Annotated in this window: 13 protein-coding genes; 8 read left to right on the top strand and 5 right to left on the bottom strand. The window is 61.6% G+C overall.

Going from position 1 to position 12,670, the window contains the following annotated elements:
* Window positions 1–29: 29 nt before the first annotated feature.
* The 3 genes from dgcA to SGN16_RS27145 all read right to left on the bottom strand — a co-directional run bounded on the left by dgcA (window position 30) and on the right by SGN16_RS27145 (window position 3,693).
* The gene (gene dgcA / locus SGN16_RS27135; RefSeq protein WP_135847539.1) at window positions 30–2,090 is read right to left on the bottom strand and encodes a dimethylglycine demethylation protein DgcA; all 2,061 of its coding nucleotides are present in this window, start codon (window positions 2,088–2,090) and stop codon (window positions 30–32) included.
* A 15-nt stretch (window positions 2,091–2,105) separates the two neighbouring features.
* Window positions 2,106–2,636, bottom strand: coding sequence for a DUF5943 domain-containing protein (locus SGN16_RS27140; RefSeq protein WP_053156148.1), 531 nt, complete (start codon window positions 2,634–2,636; stop codon window positions 2,106–2,108).
* Between the two features lie 79 nt (window positions 2,637–2,715).
* Complete coding sequence (locus SGN16_RS27145) at window positions 2,716–3,693, bottom strand: dipeptidase (RefSeq protein WP_030139307.1); 978 nt, start codon at window positions 3,691–3,693, stop codon at window positions 2,716–2,718.
* 235 nt (window positions 3,694–3,928) lie between these two features.
* Here SGN16_RS27145 and SGN16_RS27150 point away from each other — a divergent pair, with 235 nt between their 5' ends.
* The 3 genes from SGN16_RS27150 to SGN16_RS27160 are packed head-to-tail and all read left to right on the top strand — an operon-like array spanning window position 3,929 to window position 5,067.
* Window positions 3,929–4,330: a lysozyme inhibitor LprI family protein gene (locus SGN16_RS27150; RefSeq protein ID WP_210641626.1), complete on the top strand. Its 402-nt coding sequence runs from the start codon at window positions 3,929–3,931 to the stop codon at window positions 4,328–4,330.
* A gap of 18 nt (window positions 4,331–4,348) precedes the next feature.
* Window positions 4,349–4,618: a helix-turn-helix transcriptional regulator gene (locus SGN16_RS27155; protein ID WP_335945458.1), complete on the top strand. Its 270-nt coding sequence runs from the start codon at window positions 4,349–4,351 to the stop codon at window positions 4,616–4,618.
* A gap of 32 nt (window positions 4,619–4,650) precedes the next feature.
* Complete coding sequence (locus SGN16_RS27160; RefSeq protein WP_335945404.1) at window positions 4,651–5,067, top strand: DUF3010 family protein; 417 nt, start codon at window positions 4,651–4,653, stop codon at window positions 5,065–5,067.
* 94 nt (window positions 5,068–5,161) lie between these two features.
* Here the strand turns inward: SGN16_RS27160 and SGN16_RS27165 are convergent, their stop codons facing one another.
* Both SGN16_RS27165 and SGN16_RS27170 read right to left on the bottom strand, forming a co-directional pair.
* Complete coding sequence (locus SGN16_RS27165; protein WP_210641630.1) at window positions 5,162–6,340, bottom strand: AAA family ATPase; 1,179 nt, start codon at window positions 6,338–6,340, stop codon at window positions 5,162–5,164.
* A gap of 68 nt (window positions 6,341–6,408) precedes the next feature.
* Entirely contained in the window at window positions 6,409–7,368 is a 960-nt protein-coding gene (locus SGN16_RS27170; protein WP_210645442.1) for a GlxA family transcriptional regulator, read from the bottom strand.
* 220 nt (window positions 7,369–7,588) lie between these two features.
* Between SGN16_RS27170 and SGN16_RS27175 the strand changes: the two genes are divergently transcribed.
* The 5 genes from SGN16_RS27175 (at window position 7,589) to SGN16_RS27195 (ending at window position 12,427) form a co-directional block, all read left to right on the top strand.
* Window positions 7,589–8,533 (top strand): choline ABC transporter substrate-binding protein, encoded by a 945-nt coding sequence (locus SGN16_RS27175; RefSeq protein ID WP_210641632.1) that lies wholly within the window; start codon window positions 7,589–7,591, stop codon window positions 8,531–8,533.
* A 71-nt stretch (window positions 8,534–8,604) separates the two neighbouring features.
* Complete coding sequence (locus SGN16_RS27180; protein ID WP_014340599.1) at window positions 8,605–9,492, top strand: 3-keto-5-aminohexanoate cleavage protein; 888 nt, start codon at window positions 8,605–8,607, stop codon at window positions 9,490–9,492.
* 142 nt (window positions 9,493–9,634) lie between these two features.
* The gene (locus tag SGN16_RS27185) at window positions 9,635–10,600 is read left to right on the top strand and encodes an L-carnitine dehydrogenase (protein ID WP_335945403.1); all 966 of its coding nucleotides are present in this window, start codon (window positions 9,635–9,637) and stop codon (window positions 10,598–10,600) included.
* Window positions 10,601–10,767: 167 nt separating this feature from the next.
* Window positions 10,768–11,244: a thioesterase family protein gene (locus tag SGN16_RS27190; protein ID WP_210641636.1), complete on the top strand. Its 477-nt coding sequence runs from the start codon at window positions 10,768–10,770 to the stop codon at window positions 11,242–11,244.
* Between the two features lie 19 nt (window positions 11,245–11,263).
* Window positions 11,264–12,427, top strand: coding sequence for a gamma-butyrobetaine dioxygenase (locus SGN16_RS27195; protein ID WP_335945402.1), 1,164 nt, complete (start codon window positions 11,264–11,266; stop codon window positions 12,425–12,427).
* Window positions 12,428–12,670 lie beyond the last annotated feature (243 nt).

Genomic DNA, 12,670 nt, shown 5'->3' on the forward strand with positions numbered 1-12,670 from the left:
CTCGCTCTCACAGGATCATGTGCAAGCCGTTAGAAATCCTTGCACAGCCGCAAAGCGTCGTAGATGGCGGCGTGGGTATTACGCTGGGCCACACAGTCGCCGATGCGGAACAGCAGGTAGCCCTCGCCGCTCTGCTCCAGGCACGGTTGCGGCTTGATCGCGAACAGGGCTTCGACGTCGATCTGGCCCTTGTTGCGCGAACCTTCCTTGAGCGCGTAGTAGATTTCCTCGTCCGGCCGCACGCCGTTCTCCACCACCACCTGGTCCACCACGCGCTCTTCCTTGGCACCGGTGTATTCGTTCTCCAGCACCGCCACCAGCTTGTCGCCTTCGCGGTAGACCTTCTCCAGCATCATGTCCCCGGTCATGATCACTTCCTTGGGGTACATGCTGCGGTAGTAGGTAGGGAACGACGTCCCGCCAATCGCCACGCCCGGCTTGATGTCGTCGGTGACGATCTCGACCTGGCTGCCCTTGTCGGCGAGGAAGTCGGCCACCGACATGCCGGTGAATTCGCAAATGGTGTCGTAGACCAGCACGTTCTTGCCCGGTGCAACCTTGCCGTCGAGCACGTCCCAGCTGCTGACCACCAACCCTTCGGCGGCGCCCCAATGCTCGTTCTGCTCCAGGTTCGGATGCCCGCCGACGGCCAGCACCACCACGTCCGGACGCAAGTCCATGATGGTCGCCGCATCAGCCGCCACGCCCAGGCGCAAGTCGACTTTCAGCCGCGCCAGTTCCAGTTGGAACCAGCGGGTGATACCGGCGATCTGGTCCCGTTGCGGGGCTTTCGAAGCGGTGGTGATCTGTCCACCGATGAATTCCTTCTTCTCGAACAGGGTCACGTCATGCCCGCGCTCGGCGGCGACGCGCGCCGCTTCCATCCCGGCCGGGCCGGCACCGACCACCACCACCTTGCGTTTCGGCCCGGTGGACTTCTCGATGATGTGCGGCACGCCCATGTATTCACGGGAGGTCGCGGCGTTCTGGATGCACAGCACATCCAGGCCCTGGTACTGACGGTCGATGCAGTAGTTGGCACCGACGCATTGCTTGATCTGATCGATCTGGCCCATCTTGATCTTGGCGATCAGGTGCGGGTCGGCGATATGGGCGCGGGTCATGCCGACCATGTCGACATAACCGCCCTCCAGAATCCGCGTGGCCTGGTTCGGGTCCTTGATGTTCTGTGCGTGCAGCACCGGGACCTTGACCACTTCCTTGATACCGGCGGCCAGGTGCAGGAACGGCTCCGGTGGATAACTCATGTTCGGGATGACGTTGGCCAGGGTGTTGTGGGTGTCGCAGCCCGAGCCCACCACGCCGATGAAGTCCAGCATGCCGGTGTCATCGTAGTACTTGGCGATTTGCTTCATGTCCTCATGGGACAGACCGTCCGGGTGGAATTCGTCACCGCAGATACGCATGCCCACGCAGAAGTCGTCACCGACCTCGGCGCGCACGGCTTTCAACACTTCCAGGCCGAACTTCATCCGGCCTTCGAAAGTGCCGCCCCATTCGTCGGTACGCTTGTTGACCCGTGGGCTCCAGAACTGGTCGATCATGTGCTGGTGCACGGCCGACAGCTCGACGCCGTCCAGACCACCGGCCTTGGCGCGCTTGGCGGCGCTGGCGTAGTTGCCGATCACCCGCCAGATTTCTTCCGGCTCAATGGTCTTGCAGGTGGCGCGGTGCACCGGCTCACGGACGCCGGACGGCGACATCAGGGTCGGCCAGTTGAAACCGTCCCAGCGCGAACGCCGGCCCATGTGGGTAATCTGGATCATGATCTTGGCGCCATGCTTGTGCATGGCGTCGGCCAGGTTCTGGAAATGCGGGATGATGCGGTCGGTGGACAGGTTCACCGAACTCCACCATTCCTGCGGGCTGTCGATGGCAACCACCGAGGAGCCCCCGCAGATCGCCAGGCCGATACCGCCCTTGGCCTTCTCTTCGTAATACTTCACGTACCGATCGGTGGTCATGCCGCCGTCGGTGGCGTAGACCTCGGCGTGGGCGGTGCTGAGCACGCGGTTGCGGATGGTCAGTTTGCCGATCTGGATCGGCTGGAACATTGCTTCAAAGGCCATGGTGCGATCCTCGACTTACAACGGCTTGACGATGAACAGGCCGTCGTCGTGGCCTTCTTCGGAACCGCCGTAGACCTGCTCGGCCACGGTGCGGATCGAACTGCCACGGGCGGCGAGGATCTGGTCCATGGCGCCGGCGAACCAGCCGGTGAACATGTAGTCGACCTTGCGTCCGACCTTGCCGTACACATAGACGAACGCCGAGTGTTCGAGCTTGACGCTAGCGGTGCCTTTGTCGAGGTCGATGTCCTGGATCTTGAACAGGCCCCAACCACGCTGGGACAAGCGCTTCATGTAGTGCTCGAATACCGCGACGCCTTCCAGGCCGTGGCATTCGGCTTCTTTTTCACACCAATGCCAGGCGGACTTGTAGCCGGCCTTGTAGAGAATCTCGGCGTAGGCTTCGGCACCCAGCACTTCTTCGATGCCCATGTGGTTATTGACGAAGAAGTGACGCGGCACGTAGAGCATCGGCAGGGCGTCGGAGGTCCAGACACCGGTTTCACTGTCGACTTCGATAGGCAGTTGGGGGGCGATTTTGGCCATGAAAACTTGACTCCGGAAATGCGTGGTGTGCCTGCGGCGCTGAGGGCCGCAGGTAAAGGATTCGGCGGTGCGGTGGCGGTTATTCGCCCCAGACGTCCTTCAGGACGTTGACCCAGTTCTCGCCCATGATCTTGCGTACCACCCGCTCAGGATGGCCGCGCTTGAGCAGCGTCTCGGTGAGGTTCGGGAACTCGCCCACGGTACGGATACCCAGCGGGTTGATGATCTTGCCGAAGCTGGTCAGACGACGGGCGTAGCCCTTGTCGTGGGTCAGCATTTCGAAGAAGTCCTGGCCATGGCCCTGAGTGAAGTCGGTGCCGATGCCGATGGCGTCTTCGCCGACGATGTTCATGGTGTATTCGATGGCTTCGGCGTAGTCGTCGATGGTCGAATCGATGCCTTTGGCCAGGAACGGCGCGAACATGGTTACGCCAACGAAGCCGCCGTGGTCGGCGATGAACTTCAGTTCTTCATCGGACTTGTTGCGCGGGTGCTCTTTCAGGCCGGACGGCAGGCAGTGGGAATAGCACACTGGCTTCTTCGATTCGAGGATGACTTCCTCGGAAGTCTTGGAACCGACGTGGGACAGGTCACACATGATGCCGACCCGGTTCATCTCGGCGACGATTTCGCGACCGAAGCCCGACAGGCCGCCGTCACGCTCGTAGCAGCCAGTGCCGACCAGGTTCTGGGTGTTGTAGCACATCTGCACCACACCCACGCCCAACTGCTTGAAGATCTCGACGTAGCCGAGCTGGTCTTCGAAAGCGTGTGCGTTCTGGAAACCGAAGATGATGCCGGTCTTGCCTTGCTCCTTGGCGCGACGGATGTCGGCGGTGGTTTTCACCGGGATCACCAGGTCGCTGTTCTCGCGGATCAGTTTCTGGCTGGCGACGATGTTGTTGATGGTGGCCTGGAAACCTTCCCACACCGACACGGTGCAGTTGGCCGCGGTCAGGCCGCCCTTGCGCATGTCTTCGAACAGGTCGCGGTTCCACTTGGCAATGATCAGCCCGTCGATAACGATGCTGTCGGCGTGCAATTCGGCTGGGCTCATCAGGCAGTCCCCTTTTGTCAGCGATTCATGCGCCGAATCGTGTGCCGGCGCTTTGGGGCCAGCATATGCCTGAGGGCCGTGGCGACCGGGTGCAAAAACGACAGGGGAATTGCCGAAAGCGTCAATCTGCGACAAAGGGCTATGACCGACCCACCCTGCCCGTCTGTTCTTTACCCGAGGCTTGCGCCAGAATCCGCTGCATCACTGGCTTTCACTGGACTCGAGCGGCGACGCAATGAAATCAATCTTTCTGGCTTTGGCACTGATCAGCACCGTCGCACACGCGACCGAAGACACCGAACCAAACCCTTGCGACGCCGTGGAAAACGACGTCCAGACCCTGGCCTGTTCGGCCTACGGCAAGACCGCCGCCGAACAACTGCTCAATGAAAACCTGCAGGGCCTCTTTGAGCGTCTGCAAACCCGCTACGCCAGCGACAAGGCCCAGCTCAGCGACATCACCGCCAAGATCAAGGCCGCCCAACAGCTGTGGCAAAAACAGCGCGACGCCGACTGCGCCATCGCCGCCTTTCCAGCCAAACCCGGCAGCGAAGCGTACAAAATCGCCGAAAACGACTGCATGGCCCAGGTGAGCGATGATCGGTCGGAGTTTTTGGAGTCGATTGGGCAGGAGTAAGGGGTTATCCACGGAGCAATTGTGGTCATCCCCTATGCACAATACGTTGCGCAGAAGCTGGAACCCGATCTGATTCCCCATGAAGTGGTCAGCCGTATCGTCGACGGCGCCACGCCCATCCGCGCCTGGCGCGAACATCTGAGCCTGACCCAGGATGAGGTCGCCAGACGCCTGGGCATCTCTCAACCGGCGTTTGCGCAGCAGGAATCAGTCGCCAGACCTCGCCGGGCGACACGCGAAAAAATTGCCGCGGCCTTTGGTATCCATCCCGATCAGCTGGAGCTGTAGGCTGCACCTCACCACCTGGTAAAAGGACTCCCATGAAAACCTGCGGCATCGAAATCAAAGGCAGCGAAGCGATCATCGCCGTTGCCTCGCTGGATCTACAGACGCTGACCCATATCGCCCTCAACACCAAGAAAATCGCCCTGGACGACGATGACGAAGCCGCCAACGTCAAGGCCTTCGCCGCTCAGGTGCGGGCGTTCGTGGTGGATAACGGTATCGAACGCATCGCCATCAAGAAGCGCAGCAAGAAAGGTGAGTTCGCCGGAGGGCCGACGACGTTCAAGATCGAAGGAGTGTTCCAGTTGCTGGAAGGTTGCGAGGTGACACTACTGTCGCCGCAGACCATCAATGCGCAGAGCAAAAAGCATGACTTCGCCCTGCCGGCGACGCTGAACAAGTATCAGCATGAGGCTTATAAGGCGGCGTGTTCGGCGTTGATGAAGAAATAGATTTTCTACCGATGCCCAACCAGACACCGCCGCTGTGGCGAGGGGATTTATCCCCTTGCCACAGGTTCTTTGCGTGGCAGTTTGCCGGGCAGGATTAGCCATGCCGCTTGCGATAGCCCTTCAACCAATCCGCAAACGCCTTGTCCTCCAGCGCATAACCACCCCGATTGGATTTCCACACCAGTTCCTTGTCACGCAAAGCGTCGATGCAGGATTGGATGGTCTGGGTGCCGGGCACGACCTCGCTTCCCATGGTTTTGAGCACTTTGCCCACAGCTTCCAGCGTTGAATCCGTGAAGGGCGCAAAAGGTTCGTTGTTTTGCGAGCGTTCGGCCATGACCTGCAACACTGCCCGTTGTGGCACCGTCAGGGCATTCCAGGCGCTTTCAAACTCAGTCCAGACGCCGGCGCGCAACATCTCGGCGCTGTTGCGCAGCAATTCGCCCAGGTGGCTCGCCTCACCCAGCTCCAAGGCAATTTCACCGATGACGCTGCGCAACATTTCAGGGCGGCGCCCTACCAGCTCGAATGCCTGGTCGAGGTCATCGGCATTGAACTGGTTGGTTTGGGCCAGATGCGCGTTCAAATGAGTGGCATAAGCCTTGGTGAACTCTTTGCCCAGCAAGGGGAACGGCGTGATGCTGGATCCATAGAAAGGCTGGTTGCGGCTGAGCACCAAGTGCGCGAGTTTGTCTCGGTTGGAGCCGGTAAACACCAGGCGCAGGCCGCTGGTAGCGTCTTCCCGCCCCTGGTTGAGCTGATCACGGGCGGCCTTGAGGGCGAACATTGCGTTGACCCCGGCCTCAGTGGTCAACGCATGCTGGGCTTCGTCGATCACCAGCACCACGGTTTTAGCGGCAGCGCTGTGCAACAACTCCAGCGCTTGGGTCAGCGTCGCCCCTTCGGGCAATTGCGGCACGCTGAAATCCCATGACAGCGTGCGCAAGAAGCTGAGTTTGTCGATCCCCATGGACTTGGCAAGCTTGCGGATGCCCTTTTCATAAGGCACCAATGCCGCGGCGATGGCCGAGGCGATCAACTCGGCGGGATCTTTTTCCTTGTTGGCCCACAGGTCGACGTAAACCGCGAGCCAGCCACGGCTTTCACATTCGGGAATCAAGTCTTCGCGCAGGAACGTACTTTTCCCGGTACGTCTCGGAGCGGCCAGGAACAGGCCTGAGGTGTAATCCTGAATCCCGGCGCCCACCAGCCCATCGACAATATTGCGGGCCAGATCGGGGCGCCGGAAGACAAAACCTTGGTGCTTGGACATGGTTTTATACTCAATTATGGCGACAGGTATAATTTATAGTCGCAAGTATAATTGGGTATAAAAGCCTGTCAAACCAGCTCCCGCCCATCCCCCTGGCGCCGCCGATCCTCCCGCGGACAGCGGGCAAACCGTGCCCGGTAGCTGCGAGTGAAGTACGACGGTGATTCAAAACCGCAGGCAATGCTCACTTCCAGCACGCTCATGTCGGTCTGGCGCAGCAATTGCCGGGCCTTTTCCAGGCGCAAGCGCAGGTAGAAGTTGCTCGGGGTGTCGTTCAGGTGCAGGCGGAACAGGCGCTCGAGCTGGCGGCGGGTAACGCCAATGGACTCGGCCAGTTCAAGGGTGCTCAAGGGCGGTTCGCTATGGGTCTCCATCTCACCGATGACGTGCACCAGCTTCTTGTTGCGAATGCCGTAGCGGCTGGCGATCTCCATGCGCTGGTGGTCTTTGCGCGGGCGGATGCGCCCGAGTACGAACTGTTCGCTGACCTGAATCGCCAACTCGGCGCCGTGGGCCTGGCCGATCAGATCCAGCATCAGATCGATGGAAGCGGTACCGCCGGCGCAGGTGATGCGACGACGGTCGATTTCGAACAGTTCCTGGGTCACGCTGAGCTGTGGATAAGACTCCTTGAACGCCTCGATCGCTTCCCAGTGCAGGGTCACGCGATGCCCTTCCAGCAGGCCCGCCTCGGCCAGGACCACGCTACCGGTGTCGATGCCGCCCAGGGTCACGCCTTCGCTGTCCAGCCGATGTAGCCAGCGCTCCAACGCCGGCGTCACGAACTTGAGCGGTTCGAACCCGGCCACCACCCAAAGGGTCGCGCCCTTCTTCAGCGGCTCCAGCGCGGCATCGGCGTTGACCGACATGCCATTGCTCGCCAGCACCGCTCCACCGTCGACACTCAACACATGCCAGCGATACAGCTCGCCGCGAAAACGATTGGCGACCCGCAACGGCTCGATGGCCGAAATGAAACCGATGGCCGAGAAACCCGGCATCAGCAAGAAATAGAAATCCTGGGACATGGCGCGCACTCGGTTGGCGGGTAGCGTGCGGATCTTGATACGCCAGTTGCAAGGGCTGTTCAAGCGCTGGAGCCCCCTATTCGTGAAACAGGACACCAGGTCGCCGCAGTGCAAGTGCACGTCGCCGCTGTGCGTTTTGCCGGGCGTGGGGCTGCGTAACTTGGCATCACCGGCGCGCAGATGCCGGGCCCCATAACAATAAGCTGCCGAGGAACCCGACATGAAACGACTGATCAGCTCCTGCGTTCTTGCACTTTGCGGTACCACCATCCTCAATGGCGCCGCCATGGCGGCCGAGCCCGCCGCGTGCCAGAACGTGCGCCTGGGCGTGGTCAATTGGACCGACGTCATCGCCACCAGCGCCCTGACCCAGGTGATGCTCGACGGCCTCGGCTACAAGACCAAGCAAACCAGCGCCTCCCAGCAAATCATCTTCGCCGGCATCCGCGACCAGCGCCTGGACCTGTTCCTGGGCTACTGGAACCCGCTGATGACTCAGACCATCACCCCGTTCGTCGAGGCCAAGCAGGTCAAGGTGCTGGAGCAACCCAGCCTCAAGGATGCCCGCGCGACCCTGGCCGTGCCGACGTATCTGGCCGACAAGGGCCTGAAGACCTTCGCCGACATCGCCAAGTTCGAGAAGGAACTGGGCGGCAAGATCTACGGCATCGAACCGGGCTCCGGCGCCAATACCCAGATCAAGGCCATGATCACCAAGAACCAGTTCGGCCTGGGCAAATTCCAATTGGTCGAGTCCAGCGAAGCCGGCATGCTCGCCGCCGTGGATCGCGCCGTACGACGCAAGGAAGCCGTGGTGTTCTTTGGCTGGGCGCCGCACCCGATGAACGTCAACGTGCAAATGACCTACCTCACCGGCAGTGACGACGCCCTCGGCCCGAACGAAGGCATGGCCACCGTGTGGACCGTCACCGCGCCGGACTACGCCCAGCAATGCCCGAACGTCGGACGCTTGCTGAGCAACCTGACATTCACTGCCGAGGATGAGAGCCGGATGATGCAGCCGCTGCTGGACCACAAGGATCCGCTCGAATCGGCCCGGCAATGGCTCAAGGATCACCCGCAAGACAAGCAACGCTGGCTCGAAGGCGTGACCACCTTCGACGGCAAGCCCGCTGCCGACAACCTGAAACTGACCAGCAACTGAATAACCGCTATCCATCTGCGCAGCACCAAGCGGCTGCGCAGTGACTTACCACGCCTGAAGGAATCCGCACCATGAACCACGACGTCATCATCACCTGCGCACTCACCGGTGCTGGCGACACGACCGCCAAGAGCCCTCACGTACCGGTCACTCCGAAACAGATCGCTGCCGCCGCCGTCGAGGCGGCGAAGGCCGGGGCCACGGTGGTCCACTGCCACGTTCGCGACCCACAGACCGGCAAGTTCAGCCGTGACGTGGCGCTGTACCGTGAAGTGATGGAGCGCATCCGTGAAGCGGACGTCGACATCATCGTCAACCTCACCGCCGGCATGGGCGGCGACCTGGAAATCGGTGCAGGTGAGCGGCCGATGGAGTTCGGTCCCAACACCGACCTGGTGGGCCCACTGACCCGCCTGGCCCACGTCGAGGAGCTGTTGCCGGAAATCTGCACCCTGGATTGCGGCACCCTGAACTTCGGCGACGGTGACACCATTTACGTCTCCACCCCAGCGCAACTGCGGGCCGGAGCCAAACGCATCACCGAGCTGGGGGTCAAGGCCGAGCTGGAAATCTTCGACACCGGCCACCTGTGGTTCGCCAAGCAACTGATCAAGGAAGGCCTGCTGGACAACCCGCTGTTCCAGCTCTGCCTGGGCATCCCGTGGGGCGCGCCGGCCGACACCACCACCATGAAAGCCATGGTCGACAACCTGCCGGCAGACGCCGTGTGGGCCGGCTTCGGCATCGGCCGCATGCAAATGCCGATGGCGGCCCAGGCCGTACTGCTGGGCGGTAACGTGCGGGTCGGACTGGAAGACAACCTCTGGCTGGACAAAGGCGTACTCGCCACCAACGGCCAACTGGTGGAGCGCGCCGGCGAAATCCTCAGCCGCCTCGGGGCGCGCGTGCTCACGCCGGCTGAGGGGCGCAAGAAGATGGGCTTGACCCAACGCGGCTAAGCCCAACCGGCACCTTTCCCTGTGGGAGCGAGCCTGCTCGCGATAGCGGTGCAACAGGCGACTGATGTGCCGACTGACATTGCGCCATCGCGAGCAGGCTCGCTCCCACATTTGAATCACCGAATCATTCAGGAAATCACCCATGAGTTTCATCACCGACATCAAAACCTTCGCCGCCCTGGGCAGCGGTGTGATCGGCAGCGGCTGGGTCAGCCGCGCCCTGGCCCACGGCCTGGACGTCGTCGCCTGGGACCCGGCCCCCGGTGCCGAAGCGGCGCTGCGCAAACGCGTCGCAAACGCCTGGGGGGCGCTGGAAAAACAGGGCCTGGCGCCCGGTGCCTCGCAAGATCGGCTGCGCTTTGTCGCGACCATCGAAGAATGCGTGCGCGACGCCGACTTCATCCAGGAAAGCGCTCCCGAACGCCTGGAATTGAAACTCGAACTGCACGCTCGGATCAGTGCCGCCGCCAAGCCGAACGCGCTGATCGGCTCCAGCACTTCGGGGCTGCTGCCAAGTGAATTCTACGAAGGCTCCACCCACCCGGAACGCTGCGTGGTCGGGCACCCGTTCAACCCGGTCTACCTGTTGCCACTGGTAGAAGTGGTCGGCGGCAAAAATACTGCACCCGAAGCGGTACAGGCGGCGATGCAGGTGTATGAGTCCCTCGGCATGCGGCCACTGCATGTGCGCAAGGAAGTACCCGGTTTCATCGCCGACCGCCTGCTCGAAGCGCTGTGGCGCGAAGCCCTGCACCTGGTCAACGACGGTGTGGCCACCACCGGGGAAATCGATGACGCGATCCGTTTCGGTGCCGGGTTGCGCTGGTCGTTCATGGGCACGTTCCTGACCTACACCCTGGCCGGCGGCGATGCCGGAATGCGCCATTTCATGGCCCAGTTCGGCCCGGCATTGCAGTTGCCGTGGACTTACCTGCCGGCACCGGAACTGACGGAAAAGCTGATCGACGATGTGGTGGACGGGACCAGCGCGCAACTGGGCAGCCACAGCATTTCGGCCCTGGAGCGCTATCGTGATGATTGCCTGCTGGCGGTACTGGAGGCGGTGAAGACCACCAAGCAAAAGCATGGGATGGCCTTCAGCGAGTAAACCCGGGCTTGTTGGGCCAGCAGGTCTGGCCCCATCGCGAGCAAGCTCGCTCCCACAAGGATTTCGCGGTGTGAATACTATTTTATTTCACTCAGAAGATCCCCTGTGGGAGCGAGCTTGCTCGCGATAGCGCCAGCCCAGTCACCACAACTGTCGGAACCCGGATCATGCCCACCCTCACCACCTACCAAACCCGCATCCTCCCGGAATGGGTCGATTACAACGGCCACCTGCGCGATGCCTTCTATCTGCTGATTTTCAGCTACGCCACCGACGCGCTGATGGACAGCCTCGGCATGGACAGCCAGAACCGCGAGGCCAGTGGCCACTCGCTGTTCACCCTGGAACTGCACCTCAATTACCTGCACGAAGTGAAACTCGATGCCGAGGTGCAGGTGCGCACGCAAATCATCGGCCACGACGCCAAGCGCCTGCACCTCTACCACAGCCTGCACCTGGCCGGCGGCGACAAAGAGCTGGCCGGCAATGAGCAAATGCTGCTGCACGTCGACCTGGCCGGACCGCGCTCGGCGCCCTTCACGGAACCGACGCTGGACCGTCTCAAAGCCCTGCTCGACCAACAATCGGACCTGCCACCTCCAGCGTACATCGGCCGGGTCATCGCACTGCCGCCCGCCCGATAGCCTCGAACAGGAGACCGCCATGAACACCGCCGCCGCTTTTGCCGATTTCCGCCGTTATCCCCTGGTCTGCGCGCTGAGTGCTGTAACGTCCCTGGCCGACCGATTGCAAGTGACCTGGGCCGATGGTCGAATCAGCCCCTTTCATCACCCGTGGCTGCGGGACAACTGCCCTTGCCCGCAGTGCGTCTACACCGTCACCCGCGAACAAGTGCTGGAAATCATCGACGTACCTGAAGACCTGGCGCCTCGCGCAACCTACCTCGACGAAGAAGGCTGCCTTTGCGTGGATTGGCAGGACGGCCACAACAGTCGTTTCGACCCGGGCTGGTTGCGCGCCCATGCCTACGACGACCAATCCCGGGCCGAACGCTTGGCGAACAAGCCCAAAAGCCAACTATGGCGACACGATCTGCAATTACCGGTGTTCGATTACCAGGCGCTGATGGACGATGCCGATGCGCTGCTGCAATGGCTGCTGGCGGTACGCGACATCGGCTTGACCCAGGTGCGCGGCGTTCCCACCGAGCCGGGCTCGCTGAAACAGATTGCCCAGCGCATTTCCTTCATTCGCGAGAGCAACTTTGGCGTGCTGTTCAACGTGCAATCCAAAGCCGATGCCGATAGCAACGCCTACACCGCGTTCAACTTGCCGTTGCACACCGACTTGCCGACTCGGGAGCTGCAACCGGGGCTGCAGTTCCTGCATTGCCTGGTGAACGACGCCGACGGTGGAGAGAGCATTTTTGTCGACGGCTTCGCCATCGCCGAAGCGCTGCGCCAGGAAGATCCCGAGGCCTTTGCCGCGCTGTGTGAAATCCCGGTGGAATTTCGCAACAAGGACCGCCACAGCGATTACCGCTGCCTGGCGCCGATCATCGCCCTGGATGCCCTGAGACAGGTCGCGGAAATTCGCCTGGCAAACTTTCTGCGCGGGCCATTCGACACCTCGGTCGAGCAGATGCCCAGGCTTTACCGCGCCTACCGGCGCTTCATCGCCTTGACCCGCGAGGCACAATTTCGTTTGGTACAGCGCCTCGAACCCGGCCAGCTCTGGTGTTTCGACAACCGCCGCACGCTCCATGCACGCAACGCTTTCGACCCGGCTACCGGGGCCCGGCATTTCCAGGGGTGTTATGTGGATCGGGATGAATTGTTGTCGCGGATTCTGGTGTTGCAAAGGTAGACCGCGTCATCGTTCATCGCGAGCAAGCTCGCTCCCACAGTGGTTCTGTGTCGTTCACAAAACCTGTGGGAGCGAGCTTGCTCGCGATAGCGGTCTGCCCAACACCCCATCGCCACCGGATTCACCCAGGCAAAAAAATCCCCGATCAAGCCGTGACAGGATCGGGGCAGGTTGCGTTACTGGAGGAGCTGTCGCGCGAGGGTGACCAAACCATCGTGATTCAGCTTGGGATCAGTGTGCCCA

The organism is Pseudomonas sp. G166 (assembly GCF_037027455.2).
GTDB lineage: Bacteria > Pseudomonadota > Gammaproteobacteria > Pseudomonadales > Pseudomonadaceae > Aquipseudomonas.

Excerpts from the sequence above, each read along its gene's own strand:
- dgcA (WP_135847539.1), bottom strand. The coding sequence starts at position 2,090 with ATGGCCTTTGAAGCAATGTTCCAGCCGATCCAGATCGGCAAACTGACC.
- SGN16_RS27140 (WP_053156148.1), bottom strand. The coding sequence starts at position 2,636 with ATGGCCAAAATCGCCCCCCAACTGCCTATCGAAGTCGACAGTGAAACC.
- SGN16_RS27145 (WP_030139307.1), bottom strand. The coding sequence starts at position 3,693 with ATGAGCCCAGCCGAATTGCACGCCGACAGCATCGTTATCGACGGGCTG.
- SGN16_RS27150 (WP_210641626.1), top strand. The coding sequence starts at position 3,929 with ATGAAATCAATCTTTCTGGCTTTGGCACTGATCAGCACCGTCGCACAC.
- SGN16_RS27160 (WP_335945404.1), top strand. The coding sequence starts at position 4,651 with ATGAAAACCTGCGGCATCGAAATCAAAGGCAGCGAAGCGATCATCGCC.
- SGN16_RS27165 (WP_210641630.1), bottom strand. The coding sequence starts at position 6,340 with ATGTCCAAGCACCAAGGTTTTGTCTTCCGGCGCCCCGATCTGGCCCGC.
- SGN16_RS27170 (WP_210645442.1), bottom strand. The coding sequence starts at position 7,368 with ATGTCCCAGGATTTCTATTTCTTGCTGATGCCGGGTTTCTCGGCCATC.
- SGN16_RS27175 (WP_210641632.1), top strand. The coding sequence starts at position 7,589 with ATGAAACGACTGATCAGCTCCTGCGTTCTTGCACTTTGCGGTACCACC.
- SGN16_RS27180 (WP_014340599.1), top strand. The coding sequence starts at position 8,605 with ATGAACCACGACGTCATCATCACCTGCGCACTCACCGGTGCTGGCGAC.
- SGN16_RS27185 (WP_335945403.1), top strand. The coding sequence starts at position 9,635 with ATGAGTTTCATCACCGACATCAAAACCTTCGCCGCCCTGGGCAGCGGT.
- SGN16_RS27190 (WP_210641636.1), top strand. The coding sequence starts at position 10,768 with ATGCCCACCCTCACCACCTACCAAACCCGCATCCTCCCGGAATGGGTC.
- SGN16_RS27195 (WP_335945402.1), top strand. The coding sequence starts at position 11,264 with ATGAACACCGCCGCCGCTTTTGCCGATTTCCGCCGTTATCCCCTGGTC.